The organism is Pseudoalteromonas sp. P1-30 (assembly GCF_001400005.1).
Taxonomy (GTDB): Bacteria; Pseudomonadota; Gammaproteobacteria; order Enterobacterales; family Alteromonadaceae; genus Pseudoalteromonas; species Pseudoalteromonas atlantica.
The window spans coordinates 519,500-536,093 of record NZ_LKBC01000001.1; the positions used below are offsets into that span (position 1 = coordinate 519,500).

General features: G+C 41.0%; 15 protein-coding genes. 3 read left to right on the top strand and 12 right to left on the bottom strand.

From position 1 onward, the window contains the following. Positions 1-65: 65 nt before the first annotated feature. The gene (locus tag AN395_RS02305; RefSeq protein WP_054981931.1) at positions 66-1,601 is read right to left on the bottom strand and encodes a GGDEF domain-containing protein; all 1,536 of its coding nucleotides are present in this window, start codon (positions 1,599-1,601) and stop codon (positions 66-68) included. Positions 1,602-1,804: 203 nt separating this feature from the next. On the opposite strand from AN395_RS02305, the gene AN395_RS02310 reads away from it, so the two are divergent. The 3 genes from AN395_RS02310 to AN395_RS02320 all read left to right on the top strand — a co-directional run bounded on the left by AN395_RS02310 (position 1,805) and on the right by AN395_RS02320 (position 7,396). Continuing rightward, positions 1,805-3,595 carry a M61 family metallopeptidase gene (locus tag AN395_RS02310; RefSeq protein ID WP_054981932.1) on the top strand — a complete coding sequence of 597 codons (1,791 nt, stop codon included), beginning with the start codon at positions 1,805-1,807 and terminating at the stop codon, positions 3,593-3,595. A 142-nt stretch (positions 3,596-3,737) separates the two neighbouring features. Next, complete coding sequence (locus tag AN395_RS02315; protein ID WP_054981933.1) at positions 3,738-5,810, top strand: bifunctional diguanylate cyclase/phosphodiesterase; 2,073 nt, start codon at positions 3,738-3,740, stop codon at positions 5,808-5,810. Positions 5,811-6,124: 314 nt separating this feature from the next. After that, positions 6,125-7,396 carry an O-acetylhomoserine aminocarboxypropyltransferase/cysteine synthase family protein gene (locus AN395_RS02320; RefSeq protein ID WP_054981934.1) on the top strand — a complete coding sequence of 424 codons (1,272 nt, stop codon included), beginning with the start codon at positions 6,125-6,127 and terminating at the stop codon, positions 7,394-7,396. An 8-nt stretch (positions 7,397-7,404) separates the two neighbouring features. Here AN395_RS02320 and AN395_RS02325 read toward each other — a convergent pair whose 3' ends face one another. The 11 genes from AN395_RS02325 to hisG form a co-directional block, all read right to left on the bottom strand. Further along, the gene (locus AN395_RS02325) at positions 7,405-8,211 is read right to left on the bottom strand and encodes a glycosyltransferase family 25 protein (RefSeq protein WP_054981935.1); all 807 of its coding nucleotides are present in this window, start codon (positions 8,209-8,211) and stop codon (positions 7,405-7,407) included. A gap of 63 nt (positions 8,212-8,274) precedes the next feature. Continuing rightward, on the bottom strand, positions 8,275-8,460 hold the full coding sequence (locus tag AN395_RS02330) for a DUF1289 domain-containing protein (protein ID WP_024031736.1): 186 nt from the start codon (positions 8,458-8,460) through the stop codon (positions 8,275-8,277). After that, positions 8,461-8,955, bottom strand: coding sequence for a lipoprotein (locus AN395_RS02335; protein WP_054981936.1), 495 nt, complete (start codon positions 8,953-8,955; stop codon positions 8,461-8,463). It abuts the gene before it with no gap. Between the two features lie 123 nt (positions 8,956-9,078). Continuing rightward, positions 9,079-9,693 carry a bifunctional phosphoribosyl-AMP cyclohydrolase/phosphoribosyl-ATP diphosphatase HisIE gene (hisIE, locus tag AN395_RS02340; protein ID WP_054981937.1) on the bottom strand — a complete coding sequence of 205 codons (615 nt, stop codon included), beginning with the start codon at positions 9,691-9,693 and terminating at the stop codon, positions 9,079-9,081. After that, the gene (hisF, locus tag AN395_RS02345; protein WP_054981938.1) at positions 9,684-10,463 is read right to left on the bottom strand and encodes an imidazole glycerol phosphate synthase subunit HisF; all 780 of its coding nucleotides are present in this window, start codon (positions 10,461-10,463) and stop codon (positions 9,684-9,686) included. The genes hisIE and hisF overlap by 10 nt, the downstream gene beginning before the upstream one ends. After that, positions 10,445-11,179, bottom strand: a complete 735-nt coding sequence (locus AN395_RS02350; RefSeq protein ID WP_054981939.1) for a 1-(5-phosphoribosyl)-5-[(5-phosphoribosylamino)methylideneamino] imidazole-4-carboxamide isomerase — start codon at positions 11,177-11,179, stop codon at positions 10,445-10,447. Before AN395_RS02350 ends, hisF begins: the two co-directional genes overlap by 19 nt. A 33-nt stretch (positions 11,180-11,212) precedes the next feature. Continuing rightward, positions 11,213-11,803, bottom strand: a complete 591-nt coding sequence (gene hisH / locus AN395_RS02355) for an imidazole glycerol phosphate synthase subunit HisH (protein WP_004586382.1) — start codon at positions 11,801-11,803, stop codon at positions 11,213-11,215. Then, positions 11,800-12,861, bottom strand: a complete 1,062-nt coding sequence (gene hisB, locus AN395_RS02360) for a bifunctional histidinol-phosphatase/imidazoleglycerol-phosphate dehydratase HisB (protein ID WP_024031732.1) — start codon at positions 12,859-12,861, stop codon at positions 11,800-11,802. Before hisB ends, hisH begins: the two co-directional genes overlap by 4 nt. Next, on the bottom strand, positions 12,858-13,967 hold the full coding sequence (gene hisC, locus AN395_RS02365) for a histidinol-phosphate transaminase (RefSeq protein WP_054981940.1): 1,110 nt from the start codon (positions 13,965-13,967) through the stop codon (positions 12,858-12,860). Before hisC ends, hisB begins: the two co-directional genes overlap by 4 nt. Next, on the bottom strand, positions 13,957-15,258 hold the full coding sequence (gene hisD, locus AN395_RS02370; protein ID WP_054981941.1) for a histidinol dehydrogenase: 1,302 nt from the start codon (positions 15,256-15,258) through the stop codon (positions 13,957-13,959). Before hisD ends, hisC begins: the two co-directional genes overlap by 11 nt. A gap of 5 nt (positions 15,259-15,263) precedes the next feature. Next, a complete protein-coding gene (gene hisG / locus AN395_RS02375) occupies positions 15,264-16,163 on the bottom strand; it encodes an ATP phosphoribosyltransferase (RefSeq protein WP_004586378.1) in 900 nt (299 codons plus the stop codon). Between the last annotated feature and the right edge of the window lie 431 nt (positions 16,164-16,594).

Here is a 16,594-nt window from a genome sequence, read left to right on the forward strand (position 1 = left end):
CTGCTTAAAATGTAAAAACTGCATGTCATCTACTTTAGCACTCAAACTAATTGAGAATTATGACATTATTTACTCATACAAAGGCGATCCCGACCCGTTTTCTTTGCTTCATAGAGGGCGTCATCTGCTCTGTCGAATGCTTTGAGCGGTGTATCGCCTTTTTTAAATTGTGTAGCGCCTAACGAAATGGTGATTTCTATTTCTTTTTCTCTAAATTTAAAAGGAATATTCTTAATCACTTTTCTAAGTTTTTCAAGCGGCTGCGCTGCGTTTAACAACGAAAGCCCAGGCATTAGTAATACAAACTCTTCTCCGCCGTAGCGGGCTATAAAATCAGACTGCCTTACTGATTTTTGCAGCGCCTTTGCAATAACTTGTAAGGTTATATCGCCTGCAGTATGACCAAATCTATCATTAATTGACTTAAAGTGATCCACATCAATAACCACTAGGGTAACATCCGAGGCTTGGACATTAAATAAGTGAAGCTCGTGATTGTAACGTTCATCAAAAGCCGCTCTATTTGGAAGTTTTGTAAGGCTGTCGAGTAAACTTTTAAAGCGTTGCTCGTTTAGGCGTTTTTTATATTTGGTTAGTTTGCCTTCTAAGCTGCCAATTCGCTGGTTAATTTCATCAAAACTGGCAATCAGCGTTTCGCGGTCTTTTCTTTCTAGCTGCTCTTTAGCAATAAAGTCTTGGCTGAGAGATTTTAGCTCGTTATCAACTAATTCTTTTAAAGAGGAAATAGACGTAGCAGATTGGGTTTGCTCGTTTAAATGCTTTATTTTTCCTTCAATACGTTTATTTAGTGTATCGAACTCTTCGCCCATTGATTTAGAGTGCTGGCTGGTAGATACAATTGATGAGTGCAACTCTTCTAATGTTTGGTTAAGCGAGACTAAAAAGCTTTGTGCCGATTGGCGCTCTTTACTGATATTTTTGACCACGACGCTTATTATATTTAAAGCAGCTTGCAACAGGGCTTCTAAATTATCGTTTTCGGTAATTGTATTTTTTATTTGTTTAATTTGTTCAGTCGATTCATCCTCTAACACCAGCTCATTTGCAAGCTCTAACAGCTTTTTAGCCATACGAGGAGAAGCATTGGTGCTTGTTTCATCCGTGGTTGAAAGCTTGCTATGCAAAGCATGGTGATAAAAGTTAATAAGCTGATTTAATATCGGGATGTAGTCGTGCGTAGACTGTACATTATTAATTTCGTGGTCGAGTAAATGTCTTAAGGTGCGGCGGGTATCATCTGGTAAGCCTTTGGTTTTTTGTAAAAGCTTACCGGCTGTTTGTACGCTCGAAAACAGCTCTCGCTGATGGGCTGTTTGTAACGCCTCTTGGTTTTGCAGTAACAATAAAATGTCATCTATTAAAGGGGATAATATTTCAAACCCGACACCTTTATTTAGCGAACTTCTAAATTTGGCGAGTTTATTATCAAGCTCAATATCAAGCCCTTTACAGCTTAAAGACAGTTTTGCAGTTAGATTTGATAAAGTATCAACTTGGAGCTTACGCGCATTTTCAATGGCTACCCTTGCTTCAATTGCTTGCTTTAACTTTTTATCTACAGCGTTAGAGTTTTCAGACACCTAAGCATACCGCCATCGTATTAATTACATTACCTTCAGTTTACAACAAAATCATATTAAGTGTAGTTATCTAATTAAAAACTTAGCATTTTTACTTAGACCCTGCATGTAAACTGAGCTATTAGGTTGTTTGTCGTTTTTAATTCACTTTTAATTTATGCCTTGTTAGGCTTATTTCAAATAATAAGTAACTTTGAGTCATTATGAAAAAGCGTTTAGTCCTGTCAATGTTAGCGGCCTGTTGTGCAGCCCCTGCTTTAGCCGATGTAAATTATTCTTTAAGTATTACACAGCCACAACATCATTTAGGTAATGTAAGTGTAGAGTTTCCAAAGTCGGCGCAATCGCATATCGATGTTAAATTGCCTGCATGGCGTACTGGTCGCTACGAAATATTAAATTTAGCCAATGGGGTACGTTACTTTGCGGCCACAGACGACAATGGCAATGCATTAAAATGGGAAAAAATTAATCACAGCACATGGCGAGTGCATTTAGCTGAGCCAACACACGTGAATATTGATTACCAAGTATATGCAAACGAGTTAGGTAAACGTGCACGCCACATAGACGATAGCCATGCGTTTATTGATGCATCTGGCTTTTTTATGTTTAGTGAATCGTTTCGACAAGAACCAGTTACCGTAGATTTAAAGGTGCCAAAAGCGTGGCGCTCTGTATCAGGTATGGAAAATGCGAGTAATAAACACAGTTTTAAAGCCGCAGATTACGATGTACTGGTAGACTCACCAATAGAAACAGGAATTAACAAACTTCATAAATTTGAAGTAGATGGCCGCCAATACGAGTTAGTTATATGGGGCGAAGGCAACTACGATGAGCAACTAATGCTTACTGATTTAAAAAAATTAGTCACCACAGGTAATGTTATTTGGGATAGCTACCCGTATGAGCGTTATGTATTTATGGTGCATGCTACATCGGGTGCTGGCGGGGCTACTGAGCATTTAAACTCAACCATTATACAGCGCCCACGGAATCGTTTTGGTAGCCGCGAAGACTACTTAGGCTTTATAAGTACCGCCGCGCATGAATTTATTCATACCTGGAATGTAAAAGCTTACCGCCCTAAAGGGCTGGCGCCTTATGATTACACCAACATGAACTACTCAAATTTATTATGGATTTCGGAAGGTTCTACTAGCTACTTTGAAGATCATCTATTAGTGCGCTCAGGCATAGAAACCACCGATGAGTTTTTTAAAGTGATGAGTAAAACGATTAATCGCCACTTACAAACACCGGGTCGAGAAGTACAAAGTGCCAGCGAAACAAGCTTTGATAAATGGATAAACCAAGGCGGCGACCACGCGCGTAATTACAGCACCAATATTTACTTAGAAGGCTCATTGCTTTCTATGTTGTTAGATATACATTTATTAGAAACAACCCAGGCAAAAGTTAACTACCGCCAAGTACACAATGCTTTATACAACAAGCACACGTTACCAAAAGGGTTTACTGAGCAAGATGTACTGGCAATATTAAAAGAGCTAACAGGTGAAGACTACACAACGTGGTGGCACGATAACGTGAGCACCCCAGCTAATATACATTTTGATGCTTTATTAGGTAAAGTTGGCTTAAAGCTTACTCGCCCTGAGAGCGCTAAGCCATTAGCAAGCATTGATGCCACTGCAAAAAATAGCGGCGAGTTATTAACACTTACCCACGTTCGCAGAGGTGGAGCAGCATGGCAAGCGGGCCTCACAACAGATGATAAAATTGTGGCGGTTAACAAGCAGCATGTTGGAAAAGATTTAAAATCGAGCTTAGAAGTATTTAAAGCGGGTGAAAAAGTCACTATCGATTTTATTCGTCGCGATGCACTTCAATCAACAACCCTCGTTTTATCGCAAGATTATGATAAACCTATAAAGGTGGTTGCTGATAAAAATGCAACTTTATCTCAACGGGCCTTATTTAAAGCATGGATGGGGGTAGAGCACCCCATTAATGTGCAAGCTGATTAACATAATAGCGTTTTATTAAAGGAGCTTTGGCTCCTTTTTTATATCTTATGCAAAGGTATATCACTTAAAAACCAACCTAAAAGTGCTAATTTTAAGAGTACGTCCTATTATTGTGTTAATAACGACTCTAGGTTGCGTATAAATGAAGTCATTAAAAACCACTCAGACTCTCTCACATCAATTTGTGCTTAACGATCCGCTGCATCAGTTATTTGATGCGATACACAGTATTTCTGTGCAAGGATACGATGAGCAGCGCCGCGTTATTTATTGGAATAAAGGCAGTGAGCTGCTTTATGGCTATACAAAAGAGTACGCAACCGGAAAAAAACTAGAAGATTTAATTATTCCGCCCCCAATGCAAGATGCGGTTATAGATGCTCATCGTGAGTGGCTCATAAACGATATCGAAATACCCGCGGCTGAGCTTACATTACAGCACCAAAATGGCAGCAATGTTACTGTGTTTTCAAGCCATGTTATGTTTACAAATCAGCATGGGGTAAAACAGATGTACTGCATCGACATTGACTTGAGCGATGTAAAACAAGCACAAGCGCAAGCTATGGATAAACAGCAGATGCTCGAAAAAGTATTTGAAGCCATTCCTGATTTGTACTTTTTACTCAAACCGGATGGCACCATAGTTGATTACCACGCAAATGATTTGAGCAACTTACATTTACAGCCTGAGCAATTTTTAAATAAATCGATGTTTAGCGTATTGCCCTATACTGTAGCCAAAATGTTTAAAGACAATATTCAAGAGCTGTTAATTCACAAAGGTAATGTATGCTTTGAATACGAACTTTTAGTACCCAAAGGCGTGTTGTATTTCGAAGCGCGGGTGAGTTATTTACATCATTCAGACCAAGTAATGGTGATAATTCGCGACATAACAGAGCAGCATGAGTCAAACAAACTTATACGTAAACAAGCCTATTACGATAGCTTAACGCTACTTCCTAATCGTTTTTATTCTTTAAAACGACTTACTCAGCTAATTAACACTGCGAGCGAACGAAACACTTTAGCCGCTGTTATTTTTATCGACTTAGATGACTTTAAAAAAGTAAACGACACACTCGGGCATGAAATTGGCGATTCATTACTTATCAGCGCCGCTAATAAACTGAGCCAAATAGTTAATGAAAACGCGACCGTAGGCAGGTTAGGGGGCGATGAATTTATTATTCTACAATCAGAGCTTCGCAGTAAAAAACAGTTAGAAGCGATTGTTACACGCTTACTTAAAAGCTTTAGAACTCCCTTTGAAATAGATGGCCGCGAATTGTTATTAACGTTAAGTATTGGCGTGGCTTTGTACCCTGATAATGGGATAACAGCCTCTGATTTATTACGCCATGCAGACACAGCAATGTACCAAGCAAAAGCGCTTGGCAGAAACACCTACGCCTGCTTTACCAGCGAAATGAATACCGCCATAAAAAGGCGGTTAGCAATAGAAGCGCAGATGCATGTTGCTCTTGAAAAAAACGAATTTGAATTGTATTTCCAACCTAAATGCGATGCTAAAACACTTAAAATAATTGGGGCTGAGGCGCTATTACGCTGGAACAATAGTGTGCTTGGTAAGGTTATGCCCGATGAGTTTATTCCGTTAGCAGAGCAAACAGGTTTAATTATTCCTATTGGAAAGTTTGTTATTGAGCAGGCATTAGCATTTTTAACGCAGTGGCAGGCAAGCTCTCAACAAAACTACAGCATGGCAATTAATTTATCACCAAGCCAATTTAGAGATTCAGAGCTGCTAAGTTTTATAGCAAGCACGTTAGAAAAAACCGGAGTAAGTGCTAAAAATGTCGAGCTTGAAATAACCGAAGGCGTGTTAATGAGCGTACAAACCAATATTACAGAGTCGTTGCATGCACTTAATAAGCTCGGTATTAAACTATCCATGGATGACTTTGGCACAGGCTACTCATCGCTTAGCTATTTAAGGCAATATCCGTTTGAGGTATTAAAAATAGATCGCAGCTTTATTTGTGGTATTACCGAAAACCAAGAAGACTATAGCTTAGTTAAAGCCACAATTGCAATGTCGCATAGCTTAGGCTTAAGTGTGGTAGCTGAGGGCGTAGAAACATCAGCACAACAAAAATTACTAGCCGAACTAAATTGCGATTTGATTCAAGGTTACTACTTTAGTAAACCGCTGCCTGCGTTACAGTTACTTGATTTTAAAGCGTTATAAGTACATTTATTATAAGTGTTAACCTAAAACCCATTGAGCTTTAAATAGCGTAAATTGAGCCGCCCACCGCATTTAGTATTTAAACCCTTTAGCCAAATAACGCTACACATTAATATGATAGGCTTTACTGCTACTGCTTTGGTATTTTGATAAAACAAAACCTACGTAGTTAAATAAAACACCCACTAGATTGAGCAAAACTCATCCCGCAAACTTTAATACCCCTGACACTCATAATTCATTAATTTAATTCATGTGCATTTTATAAGCTAATAATGCTAGGTTTAATCATCACAATATTGAAGGAAATAATTATGAAATTAGAGTCATTAGCACTGCACCATGGTTACGAGTCTGAAGAAACCACAAAATCAGCAGCAGTGCCTATTTATAATACCTCATCTTACACGTTTGATAACACGCAACACGGCGCTGATTTATTCGACTTAAAAGTACCAGGCAATATTTATACCCGCATAATGAACCCAACCAATGCGGTGCTTGAACAGCGTATTGCTGCAATGGAAGGGGGCATTGGCGCGCTAGCGGTAGCCTCAGGCATGGCAGCTATTACCTATGCTATTCAATGCTTGTGTGAAGTAGGCACTAATATTGTGAGCACCAGCCAAGTATATGGCGGTACGTATAACTTATTTGCCCATACGTTACCGCGCCAAGGTATTGAAGCTCGCATGATTAAAGCTGATGATTTTAGCGCCTTTGAAGACGCGATTGATGATAATACCCGCGCAGTATTTTGTGAGTCCATTGGTAACCCGGCAGGTAATATTGTCGATATTGAGCGTTTAGCTAACATTGCTCATAGTAAAGGGGTACCTCTTATTGTTGATAATACCGTTGCGACCCCGTATTTATGCCGCCCATTTGAGCTAGGTGCCGATATAGTGGTTCATTCACTGACAAAGTATATAAACGGACACGGTACAGCTATTGGCGGTATGATTGTTGATTCAGGTAAATTTGATTGGAAAGCCAATGCCATACGCTTTGCAATGATGAATGAGCCCGATCCGTCGTATCACAATGTGGTCTATACCGATGCCTTTGCAGAAGCAGCCTTTATTGGTCGTTGTAGAGTAGTGCCACTTAGAAATACCGGTGCAGCACTTGCGCCTAAAAACGCATCTGACATTTTAATTGGCCTAGAAACCTTAGGCTTACGAATGGATCGCCACTGCGAAAACGCGCAGCAACTGGCTGAATATTTAGAAAATCACCCTAAAGTACTTTGGGTTAACTACGCTGGTTTAACATCAAGCCCATATAATGCAATGAGCCAAAAAATCACCAGTGGTAAAGCCTCAGGCATTTTAAGTTTTGGTATCGCAGGCGGCCTTGAAGCAGGCACGCGCTTTATTGATGCGCTTAATATGATCTTACGTTTGGTTAATATTGGCGATGCTAAATCGCTAGCTTGTCACCCAGCGTCAACCACGCACCGCCAATTAAATGATGAAGAGCTTGCAAACGCAGGTGTGAGCCGTGATTTAATTCGCCTATCAGTCGGTATTGAAAACATTGCCGATATTATTGCCGATGTAAGCCAAGCGCTCGATAAAGCATAGTTATAAAATTAAGAACCTTGCGTGAGTAAAGAAGGTGCTTTTGTAGCGCCTTTTTTATTAGGTTTAATTTGCTTGGTTTGTTTTATAAATGCATTTGTATAAAGTTTATTTAAAACGCCGCTGTGTAATTGTTGAAACTTACGTTTAAAAAAAGCTTTTTTAACCTTGGTTTTAGTAGCGCAGCTTGCAATATCGCTCTGTATGTCTGTATTTTGCGAAACAGGGTATGGCATAAGCGAAAAACCATTTACGTGGGTTTCCCAAATATGCTGTAAATCGCAATCTACAGGGCGGCCAAATTGAGCTGTGGCTTTAAGTAATTGCTTAGCCCCTTCATAGCTTATTGCCGTAGCACAACAGCCGGTCATTAGCTTTTTATGTATGACTAATTGCTGGTGGTTATTTAGGTTTTGCTGATAGGCAATAGGGCGAGTGCGGTTTTCATAAGCGGCGAGTTTAATAAGCTGCCAGGGCTGCTGTAGCAGCTCAATATTTTTTATCGCATTATGAATGCTCTCATCAATATAAAAGTCATCCTCGAGCACAATCGCGTAATCTAGTTTTTCATCAACTATTTTTTGCCATGCTTTACGGTGGCTTAAATAGCAGCCAATTTGGCCATTGCTTAGCGGATAGTGATACTGCTGTTTATTTAATTGCGGGCTGTAATGTAGGAGCTTTTGTTGTGTACTCAATTGTGCGCCATCTACGGCATCAATCCGTTCAAATGACAAGTTAACACGTGCCAGTTGCGTTTGAGTATTTGCGAGTCGCTGCGCGGAGCGCGCTAAGTTTATTACAAATAATGCTGCCATGATGTTCACCCCCTACCGTTTTTAGCAATACTAAAGGGGGGCTGTTACACGCAAGTGGCAAATTTATGGCTTTTTTAAGTCAGCTCGCGGCTGCGCTAAAATGGCGTTTTTTTCTTCTTGGCTGAGGATGATCCAATCAAATATTTCTTCATTAGTTCGCCCGCAGCCAGTGCAATAACCGCTGCGGCGCTCACATATGCCTAAACAGTCTGTTTTTAACTTAGTGTTTGAGTGTGTGGGTTTTTGCATTTAATTTCCTAGCGGTGGAGCAATTTCAAAACGGGTAATATAGCGCGTTCTGTTTTGAGAGGTAAATAAGGTGATAACTGGATGAGCTTCATCCAAAACAAAGTTACTACTGATTGAAGTTGCTGACTCTTTCGTATTTTCGTACCAGCCTTGTGACGCTACACATTGACGTATTTTATCCACTGTTTGTATATGTAGATTTGTGGCATGGGCTTGTTTGTTCTCACTCGTGCATTGATAACTAAACTGCTTATTATGTTGAGTAATGGTGCAGGTATTGCCTATAAAATGAGTATTAGCATGCCACTGGTTTATAAAATCATTTCCCACTTTATTTGCTTTTACTGCATTAAAGCCGTTAGTGTGCGCATTAAGTAATGTGTTTAGTGGCCTACATGCGTTTTGCGTTTTTACTATTTTAGGCGCAGGGGCTTTTTGGCTTACACAGCCTGTTAGTACCAATAAGGATAAGGCTGTGATAATTGATTTATTCATAAGCAACGCTAAAAGAATTCGATAAGCTGCACCATACGCAACCTATGTAAAAAAATAAATACCATAACGTAAAAAGGCCCATAAAATATGGGCCTGTAAATGCGCTAAAATAAAGCAGCTGTATTATTTATGGCGACCTTGCAGGCATTTTACAACGTCTTCAAGGGCTAAGCCTTGGCGTTGTAGTAATACAGTAAGGTGGTAAATTAAATCAGCGGATTCGTTAGTAAGCTCATCGTTATCGTGTTTCATTGCAGCAAGCGCTACTTCTACGCCTTCTTCACCTACTTTTTGACAGCTACGGCTTAAGTCTTTAGCAAACAATGAAGCTGTGTAGCTTTTTGATGGGTCGTCGTTTTTACGCTCAACAATCACATCTTCTAATTGCGCTAAAAAGCTTAGGCTAGGTTTTGCGTCATCACCAAAGCAGCTTTGTGTGCCTAAGTGACATGTTGGGCCTTCTGGGTTAGCCAGTACTAAAATTGAGTCGTAGTCACAATCGGTATGCACTGATACTACGTTTAAGTAGTTTTCTGATGACTCACCTTTGGTCCATAAACGTGACTTTGAACGCGAGTAAAAGGTTACTTTGTTACTTTCAAGCGTTACCTTTAGTGCTTCGCTGTTCATGAAGCCTTGCATTAAAATAACACCAGAGCGAGCATCTTGAACAATCGCAGGGATCATTTCGCTTTTAGCAAAATCTACTTGAGTTTGGTTTTGTTGTGTTACTTGCATAGTCTTGCTGCCACTTGGTTATCAGTTAAAAATTGTTTTAATTCGCCAATGTTAATCACATTTTTGTGAAAAACGCTTGCTGCTAATGCGCCATCGACTTCGCTTTGTTTAAATACATCAACAAAGTCTTGCATACTGCCTGCACCGCCTGATGCGATTAAAGGAATATTACACAATGCGCGCATTTTACTTAGCTGCTCATTGTCGTAACCGTTACGTACGCCATCTTGGTTCATACAGTTTAAAACAATTTCGCCTGCGCCTAAGTCTTGTACGCGTTTAACCCATTCTTCGGTTTTATAACGTGTACGGCTTGATGCATTAGGATCGCCGGTTAATTGATACACTAAGTATTCACCGGTTACTTCATCGTAAAAGCTATCAATACCTACAACAACACATTGCTTACCAAATTCATCATGTAGCTCTTTTATAAGCTCAGGGCGGGCAATAGCAGGGCTGTTAATACTTATTTTGTCAGCGCCACGCTCTAGTACACGTGCTGCATCGGCTACCGATTTAATACCGCCAGCCACACAAAATGGAATATCGATGTGGCGGGCAATGCTCTCTACCCAATTTACATCAAGTAGGCGTTTTTCAACACTTGCGCTGATCTCATAAAAAACCAGTTCATCGGCACCAGCATCGCTGTAGGCTTCTGCCATTGTTAAAATATCGCCCACTATTTCGTGGCCTTTAAATTTAACGCCTTTTACTACTTGGCCGTCTTTTACATCTAAACACGGGATTATGCGTTTTGATAACATGCCAACGCCTCCTCAACACTAAATGCGCCATCAAGTAGTGACTTACCTAAAATAACGCCACCTACGCCCAGCTCTTTAAGCTTTTTAATGTCATCAAGTGAGCTTACGCCACCCGAAGCTTGTACTTTAATGCTGCTGTTATGGCGAGTTAAATCTTCGTAAAGCTCAAACGATGGACCGGTCATGGTGCCATCTTTACTGATGTCCGTACATAAAAAGTCAATAACGCCCAAGCTTACATAAAAATCTACAAGCTCAAGTAAACCAAACTCAGATTCACTTAACCAACCATGGGTTGCAGGTGCCCAGCCCGTGGCTGTTTTATTTACATCAAGGGCAATAACAAAGTGCTCGGCGCCAAATTGTTCAACCCAGGCTTTTACTTGCTCGCGTTTTTCTACCGCCATAGAACCAATAACAACTTGGTTAGCACCGGCTTTTAGCCAATCGCTTACATCTTGCTCTGAGCGAATGCCGCCGCCCACTTGATACGGTACGTTAAGCGCTTTCGTTGCAGCTTGGATATGTTGCCACTGTTTTTTACTTGGATCGCGTGCGCCTTCTAAATCTACAAGGTGCAATTTACCTGCGCCGCTGTCGGCGTATTCTTTTAAACGTGCGCCAAGCTCAAAAGGGTAAAACTGAGCGGTGTCGTACTTACCTTGGTATAAACGAACAATTTGATTTTGTAATACGTCTAATGCTGGAATAATCACAAATAATCTCTTTATTGTTGGTTAATGGGCCGTTTATAACTGCCAATCAACAAAATTTTGTAATAAACGTGTGCCTACTTTTGCACTGCGCTCTGGATGAAATTGCATGCCAGCGTAGTTGTCTTTTGCAACAATGGCTGAAAAGGTTTGGCCGTATTCGCCGCTTACAAGTGTTGCATCGTTTACGGTGTGCGCAAAGCTATGTACAAAGTACACTTGCTCGTCTTGCGTCAAGCCTTTCGTGAGTGCATGCTCTTTATTTACGCTTAAGTTATTCCAACCCATATGCGGCGACGTTAAATTGCCAACATCAAGGGCTTTTACTTGGCCTGGTATTTTACCTAAGCATTGTACGTTACCTTCTTCGGTGCTTTCGCACAGTAACTGCATACCTAAGCAAATTCCCATAAGTGGGCGCTGGTATTCGTTTATAGCTTGTTGCCAGCCGTTATCTACAAGGCGTTTCATGGCAACAGATGCATGTCCAACGCCTGGTAATATAGCACGCTCAAAACCCGCTAATTGCTCTGGTGAGGTAATGACTGTTGGCGTTTGACCTAAGCGTTCAAAGGCAAAACGAACTGAATTTATATTGGCACACCCGGTATTAATTATGGCAATCATAAACATCCCTTAGAGCTGGCTGTTTGTTGGGTCGTGTCTTGTGCTACTGCCATACGAAGGGCACGTGAAAACGCTTTAAATAAGCCTTCTACTTGGTGATGACAGTTACCGTCGCTCACCGATAAAATAAGGCTAATAGCGGCATTATCGCTTAAGCTTTTGAAAAAGTGCTCAACCATTTGTACGTCTAAATCGCCGGCTTTTTCACGGCTAAAGTTAGCGTTTAATACAAATGAAGCGCGGCCCGATAAATCGATTTGTGCCTCTGCTTTACACTCATCCATTGGCAGTGCAAAACCATAGCGCGCTATTTGCGATTTAGTACCCAGCGCTTGTTTAAGCGCAACACCTAGGGCAATACCAATGTCTTCAACAAGGTGGTGCTCATCTATGTGTAAATCACCTTTCGCTTTAATATTTAAACCAATGTTGGCGTGGGTGCGAATTTGGTCAAGCATATGATCAAAAAAGCCAAGGCCTGTTTCAATGCTACCGTTTTTAGTTTGATCTAGGTTTATGGCTACATCAATTTGGGTTTCTTTGGTGTTACGCGTAACACGGCCTTCGCGATTGGCAGTTGTAAGCTTTGTAACAATGGCAGGCCAGCTGCCATCATACAAAATGCCTTCACAACATAAGTTTTGAGCAAGGCCAATATCGGTTTGGCGATCGCCAATCACGTATGAGCGAGCTAAATCAACTTTGCCTGAGCGCATAAGTTCAGTTAATAAACCTGTTTTAGGTTTACGGCAATCACAGTTTTGCTCGTCAAAGTGTGGACAAATCAATACTTCGTCAAAGCTAATGCCTTGGCTTTGCAGTATGTCCATCATTTTATCTTGTGCTATATCAAAGTCAGCAGTCGGGAAGCTGTCTGTGCCTAAGCCATCTTGGTTAGATACCATTACTAAGCGGTACCCTGCGGCTTGTAATTGTAATAAAGCAGGGATAACACCAGGTAAAAACGCTAATTTTTCAAGGCTGTCTACCTGTTTGTCGGTGATTGGCTCTTCAATTATGGTGCCGTCACGGTCAATAAATAAATAGGGGTTACTCATGATACTTCTTGTCCTGATAAAAGAGGTGAGGTTGCTGGCTTATCAAGGCCATCTAACCAAATTTTTACTTGCTCAAGTTCTTGCTCATTACCAATGGAGATACGTAGCCAATCGTCTTCACCGTATAGGGTAAACGCGCGCATCACTAAACCTTGTTCAAGTGCTACTTTAAAGTAGTTTTTGTCGGCTAATTTTAAGGTAACAAAGTTACCTTCACCAGTGAGAATTTTTAATGCAGCTGGGGATGCGTTTAACCACTGTACAAGTTTAGCTTTTAAACTATTTAAAATAGTCACTTGTCGGCGCATTGATGTTATTGCATCAGGCGCTATGGCTTGTGCTGCAATACTTGCTACCACACCCGATACCGGATACGGCGCAATCACTTTACGAATAGGGGCAAGTACAGTTTCTTGTGCAAGTGTAAAACCGGTTCTTAGCCCTGCAAGCGCAAACGCTTTAGATAAAGTGCGCAGTACCACTACATTACTATATTCGTTAATCAGCGCTGTAGCACTTTGCTCAGGGCAAAACTCAATGTAGGCTTCATCAACAATAACTAAAGCTTTACCGGCAAGCGCTGTTGCAATTGCTTTTACTTTTTCAAGGGGGGTTATGCTACCGGTTGGGTTATTTGGATTACAAATAAACACCAATTTTGAGCTATCCACTGCCTCAACTATTTCATCAACACTGCCATCAAGTAATAACGCTTGGGTTAAGCCATTGATTGCAACGTTGTGCGTATCAGAGGTTACTTTGTACATACCGTAGGTTGGCAAAAATAACGCAATGCTGTCTTTTGCAGGTTCGCAGTAGGTACGTACTAAAAGCTCAATGCCTTCATCGGCGCCGCGCGTCATTAATACGTTTTCGCTTTCAAGCTCTGCATACGCAGCATAGCGGTCAATAACCAATTGCGGCTGTGGATCTGGGTAGCGATTTAAATCTTCAATACTCAGCTCAATATTTTTAGCGTACGGGCTTTCATTGGCATTTAACCACGTTGACCCTGTTAGCTTTTCACTTTTAGCAGAGCTATAGGCAGCAAGAGCTGCAATATTTTGTGGTAATAAGCTAGTCGCTTGTGCGCTCTCATTGCTCATTTTTAATTGCCTCTAAACGAATTGAAACCGCATTTGCGTGTGCATCAAGGCCTTCTGCATCTGCTAGTGGCAAAATAGCTTTTGACAGCTGTGTTAGGCCACTTTTACTTATAGTTTGTACTGTGTAAGTGCGGAAAAAATCAAGCAAGTTTAAGCTTGAATAGGTTGCACTGTAACCGTAGGTAGGTAACACGTGGTTAGTACCCGATGCGTAATCGCCCGCTGATTCTGGCGTGTAGTCGCCAACAAATACCGAGCCTGCATTTTTTACTTTATCTAAGTAAGGTGTTGAATCTGCTAATTGCAAAATTAAGTGCTCAGGGCCATATTGCGCTGATACGTCAAATGCTTGCTCAACAGAGTCGACTAAAATAAGTGATGAATTAGCCAGAGCTTGCTCGGCTGTCTCTTTGCGGCTTAAGTTAGCAAGCTGGCGCGTAAGCGCCTGCTGCGTTTGCTCAATGATACTTTCGCTGTTACACAATAAAATAACTTGCGAGTCTGCGCCGTGCTCAGCTTGCGAGAGTAAATCTGCCGCTATAAATTCTGGGTTTGCACGCTCATCTGCAATCACTAATACTTCAGAGGGGCCAGCTGGCATATCGATTGCCATACCAGGAATTGTTTGCGCAACAAGCTGTTTTGCCATCGTTACAAAGCTATTACCTGGGCCAAAAATTTTGTTCACTTTAGGTACTGATTCGGTGCCGTAGGCCATTGCGGCAATTGCACCTGCGCCACCACTTTCAATTAAAGTTGTAATGCCACATAACTTAGCTGCATATAATATCGCAGGGTTAATGCTTTCATCACCTTGCACAGGGGTGGCAAGTACGACGGTTTTAGCACCACTTAATTGTGCAAGTACACCTTGCATAATAACCGATGATGGCAGTGGAGCACTGCCACCAGGTACATAAATACCCACAGCTTCGATGGCCTGATATTTCAGTTCACATTCAACGCCAGGTTGGGTTGATAACTTAATATCTTTAGGCAATTGCGCTTCGTGAAAACGTTTAACGTTTGCATAAGCGGTGTCAATTGCGTATTTAAGCTCTGCGCTTAGTGCTTGCTCTGATGCGTTTATTTCATCAAGCGGTACACGTAAACGAGGGTTAGCTCTATTATCAAACTTTTTAGCCATATCAAGTAAGGCTTTATCACCTTGCTCTTTCACATCGCTCATAATTGTTTGGCATATAGCTTCAACCTTTGCGCTGGCAGAAACCGCAGGGCGCATTAGCGCCGCTGCTTGTACTTGTGAAGATTCCTCATTCCAACGAAGCATGGTACTTACTCCATCATTTTTTCAATTGGCATTACTAAAATAGAGTTAGCGCCTAGGGCTTTAAGCTGCTCCATTGTTTCCCAAAATAATGTTTCGCTGCTTACCATGTGTAGCGCTACGTACTCTTCGTTACCAGCAAGTGCAAGTAGAGTAGGTTGGCCAGAGCCTGGTAAAATTTCGCAAATTTCATCAAGTTTAGTTTTTGGCGCGTGTAGCATAATGTATTTGCTTTCTTTAGCTTGTTTAACACCACGAAGGCGCGGCATAAGCTTATTGATTAGTGCTAGTTTGTCTTCATCTTGCAGGTCTTTATTTTGAATTAAACACGCGTTTGATTCTAAAATTGTATCACCTTGAATCAAGCCGTTCGCTTCAAGCGTTGCACCGGTAGAAACTAAATCACAAATTGCATCTGAAAGACCGGCACGTGGGGCTACTTCTACTGAGCCTGTAAGCATTACAGTGCTTGCATTAATGCCTTCGCGCTTTAACCACTGCGTTAAAATTTCTGGGTAGGTTGTTGCAATACGTTTGCCTTCAAACCAGCTTTTATCACGTGGGCCAAGCTCTTGTGGCCATGCAAGTGCAAGGCGGCAGTAACCAAAGTCTAGTTTTGCTAGTTTGCTAACTTCGCTTGGTACACCTTGGCGTTCACGTTCGGCTTGTACTTCTACTAGTACGTTTTCGCCAACAATACCTAAATCACAAACACCGTCCATTACTAAGCCCGGAATATCGTCATCGCGCACACGAAGCACGTCAATTGGCATATTGGTTGAGTGTGCAATTAAGCGTTGCTCACGTAGGTTTAATTTAACACCTAGTTGCTTTAGTAAATCTTGACAATCTTTAGACAGGCGACCGCCTTTTTGGATGGCGATACGTAGACGATTTGTGTTACTCATTATTCATTTTCCTTTAATTTAAAAACTAAAAACCCCGAGGGGAACCTCAGGGCGAAAATGAATCAATGTGTTTTGAATCGCCAGAGGTTCCTTTTAGGAATAACCTCTCAGCGAAAGACCTGACAGGTTATTCCGGTGAATGGTGGTGATGATGTACTGTTGTCAGGTTTAAGCGCATTTTTGTATCCTATTTTGCTTACCGCTATTTAGTGAGCGTTAAGCTTTAATCTGTTTCAATAAATTTCGCATTCATAAAAACATAAACCGCCTAGCTAAGGCAAGTTTTTTTTTACCAAATTAAAGCATATCTTATAACTTCCGATAATATTGAGAGCTAATCAGTATTTTTAGTTGTTTTAATGTTTAAATTGTAGGCAAATTGGGCTTTATTGGTCAATTTATCTAATTTTTAATAAACAGGTTAAGGAGGG

Bases quoted from the DNA above. Each gene is read 5' to 3' on its own strand.
- hisH (WP_004586382.1), bottom strand. From the start codon at position 11,803: ATGATTGCCATAATTAATACCGGGTGTGCCAATATAAATTCAGTTCGT.
- hisG (WP_004586378.1), bottom strand. From the start codon at position 16,163: ATGAGTAACACAAATCGTCTACGTATCGCCATCCAAAAAGGCGGTCGC.
- hisF (WP_054981938.1), bottom strand. From the start codon at position 10,463: ATGTTATCAAAACGCATAATCCCGTGTTTAGATGTAAAAGACGGCCAA.
- AN395_RS02315 (WP_054981933.1), top strand. From the start codon at position 3,738: ATGAAGTCATTAAAAACCACTCAGACTCTCTCACATCAATTTGTGCTT.
- hisIE (WP_054981937.1), bottom strand. From the start codon at position 9,693: ATGCAAGTAACACAACAAAACCAAACTCAAGTAGATTTTGCTAAAAGC.
- AN395_RS02335 (WP_054981936.1), bottom strand. From the start codon at position 8,955: ATGAATAAATCAATTATCACAGCCTTATCCTTATTGGTACTAACAGGC.
- AN395_RS02325 (WP_054981935.1), bottom strand. From the start codon at position 8,211: ATGGCAGCATTATTTGTAATAAACTTAGCGCGCTCCGCGCAGCGACTC.
- AN395_RS02310 (WP_054981932.1), top strand. From the start codon at position 1,805: ATGAAAAAGCGTTTAGTCCTGTCAATGTTAGCGGCCTGTTGTGCAGCC.
- hisB (WP_024031732.1), bottom strand. From the start codon at position 12,861: ATGAGTAACCCCTATTTATTTATTGACCGTGACGGCACCATAATTGAA.
- hisC (WP_054981940.1), bottom strand. From the start codon at position 13,967: ATGAGCAATGAGAGCGCACAAGCGACTAGCTTATTACCACAAAATATT.
- AN395_RS02330 (WP_024031736.1), bottom strand. From the start codon at position 8,460: ATGCAAAAACCCACACACTCAAACACTAAGTTAAAAACAGACTGTTTA.
- AN395_RS02320 (WP_054981934.1), top strand. From the start codon at position 6,125: ATGAAATTAGAGTCATTAGCACTGCACCATGGTTACGAGTCTGAAGAA.
- hisD (WP_054981941.1), bottom strand. From the start codon at position 15,258: ATGCTTCGTTGGAATGAGGAATCTTCACAAGTACAAGCAGCGGCGCTA.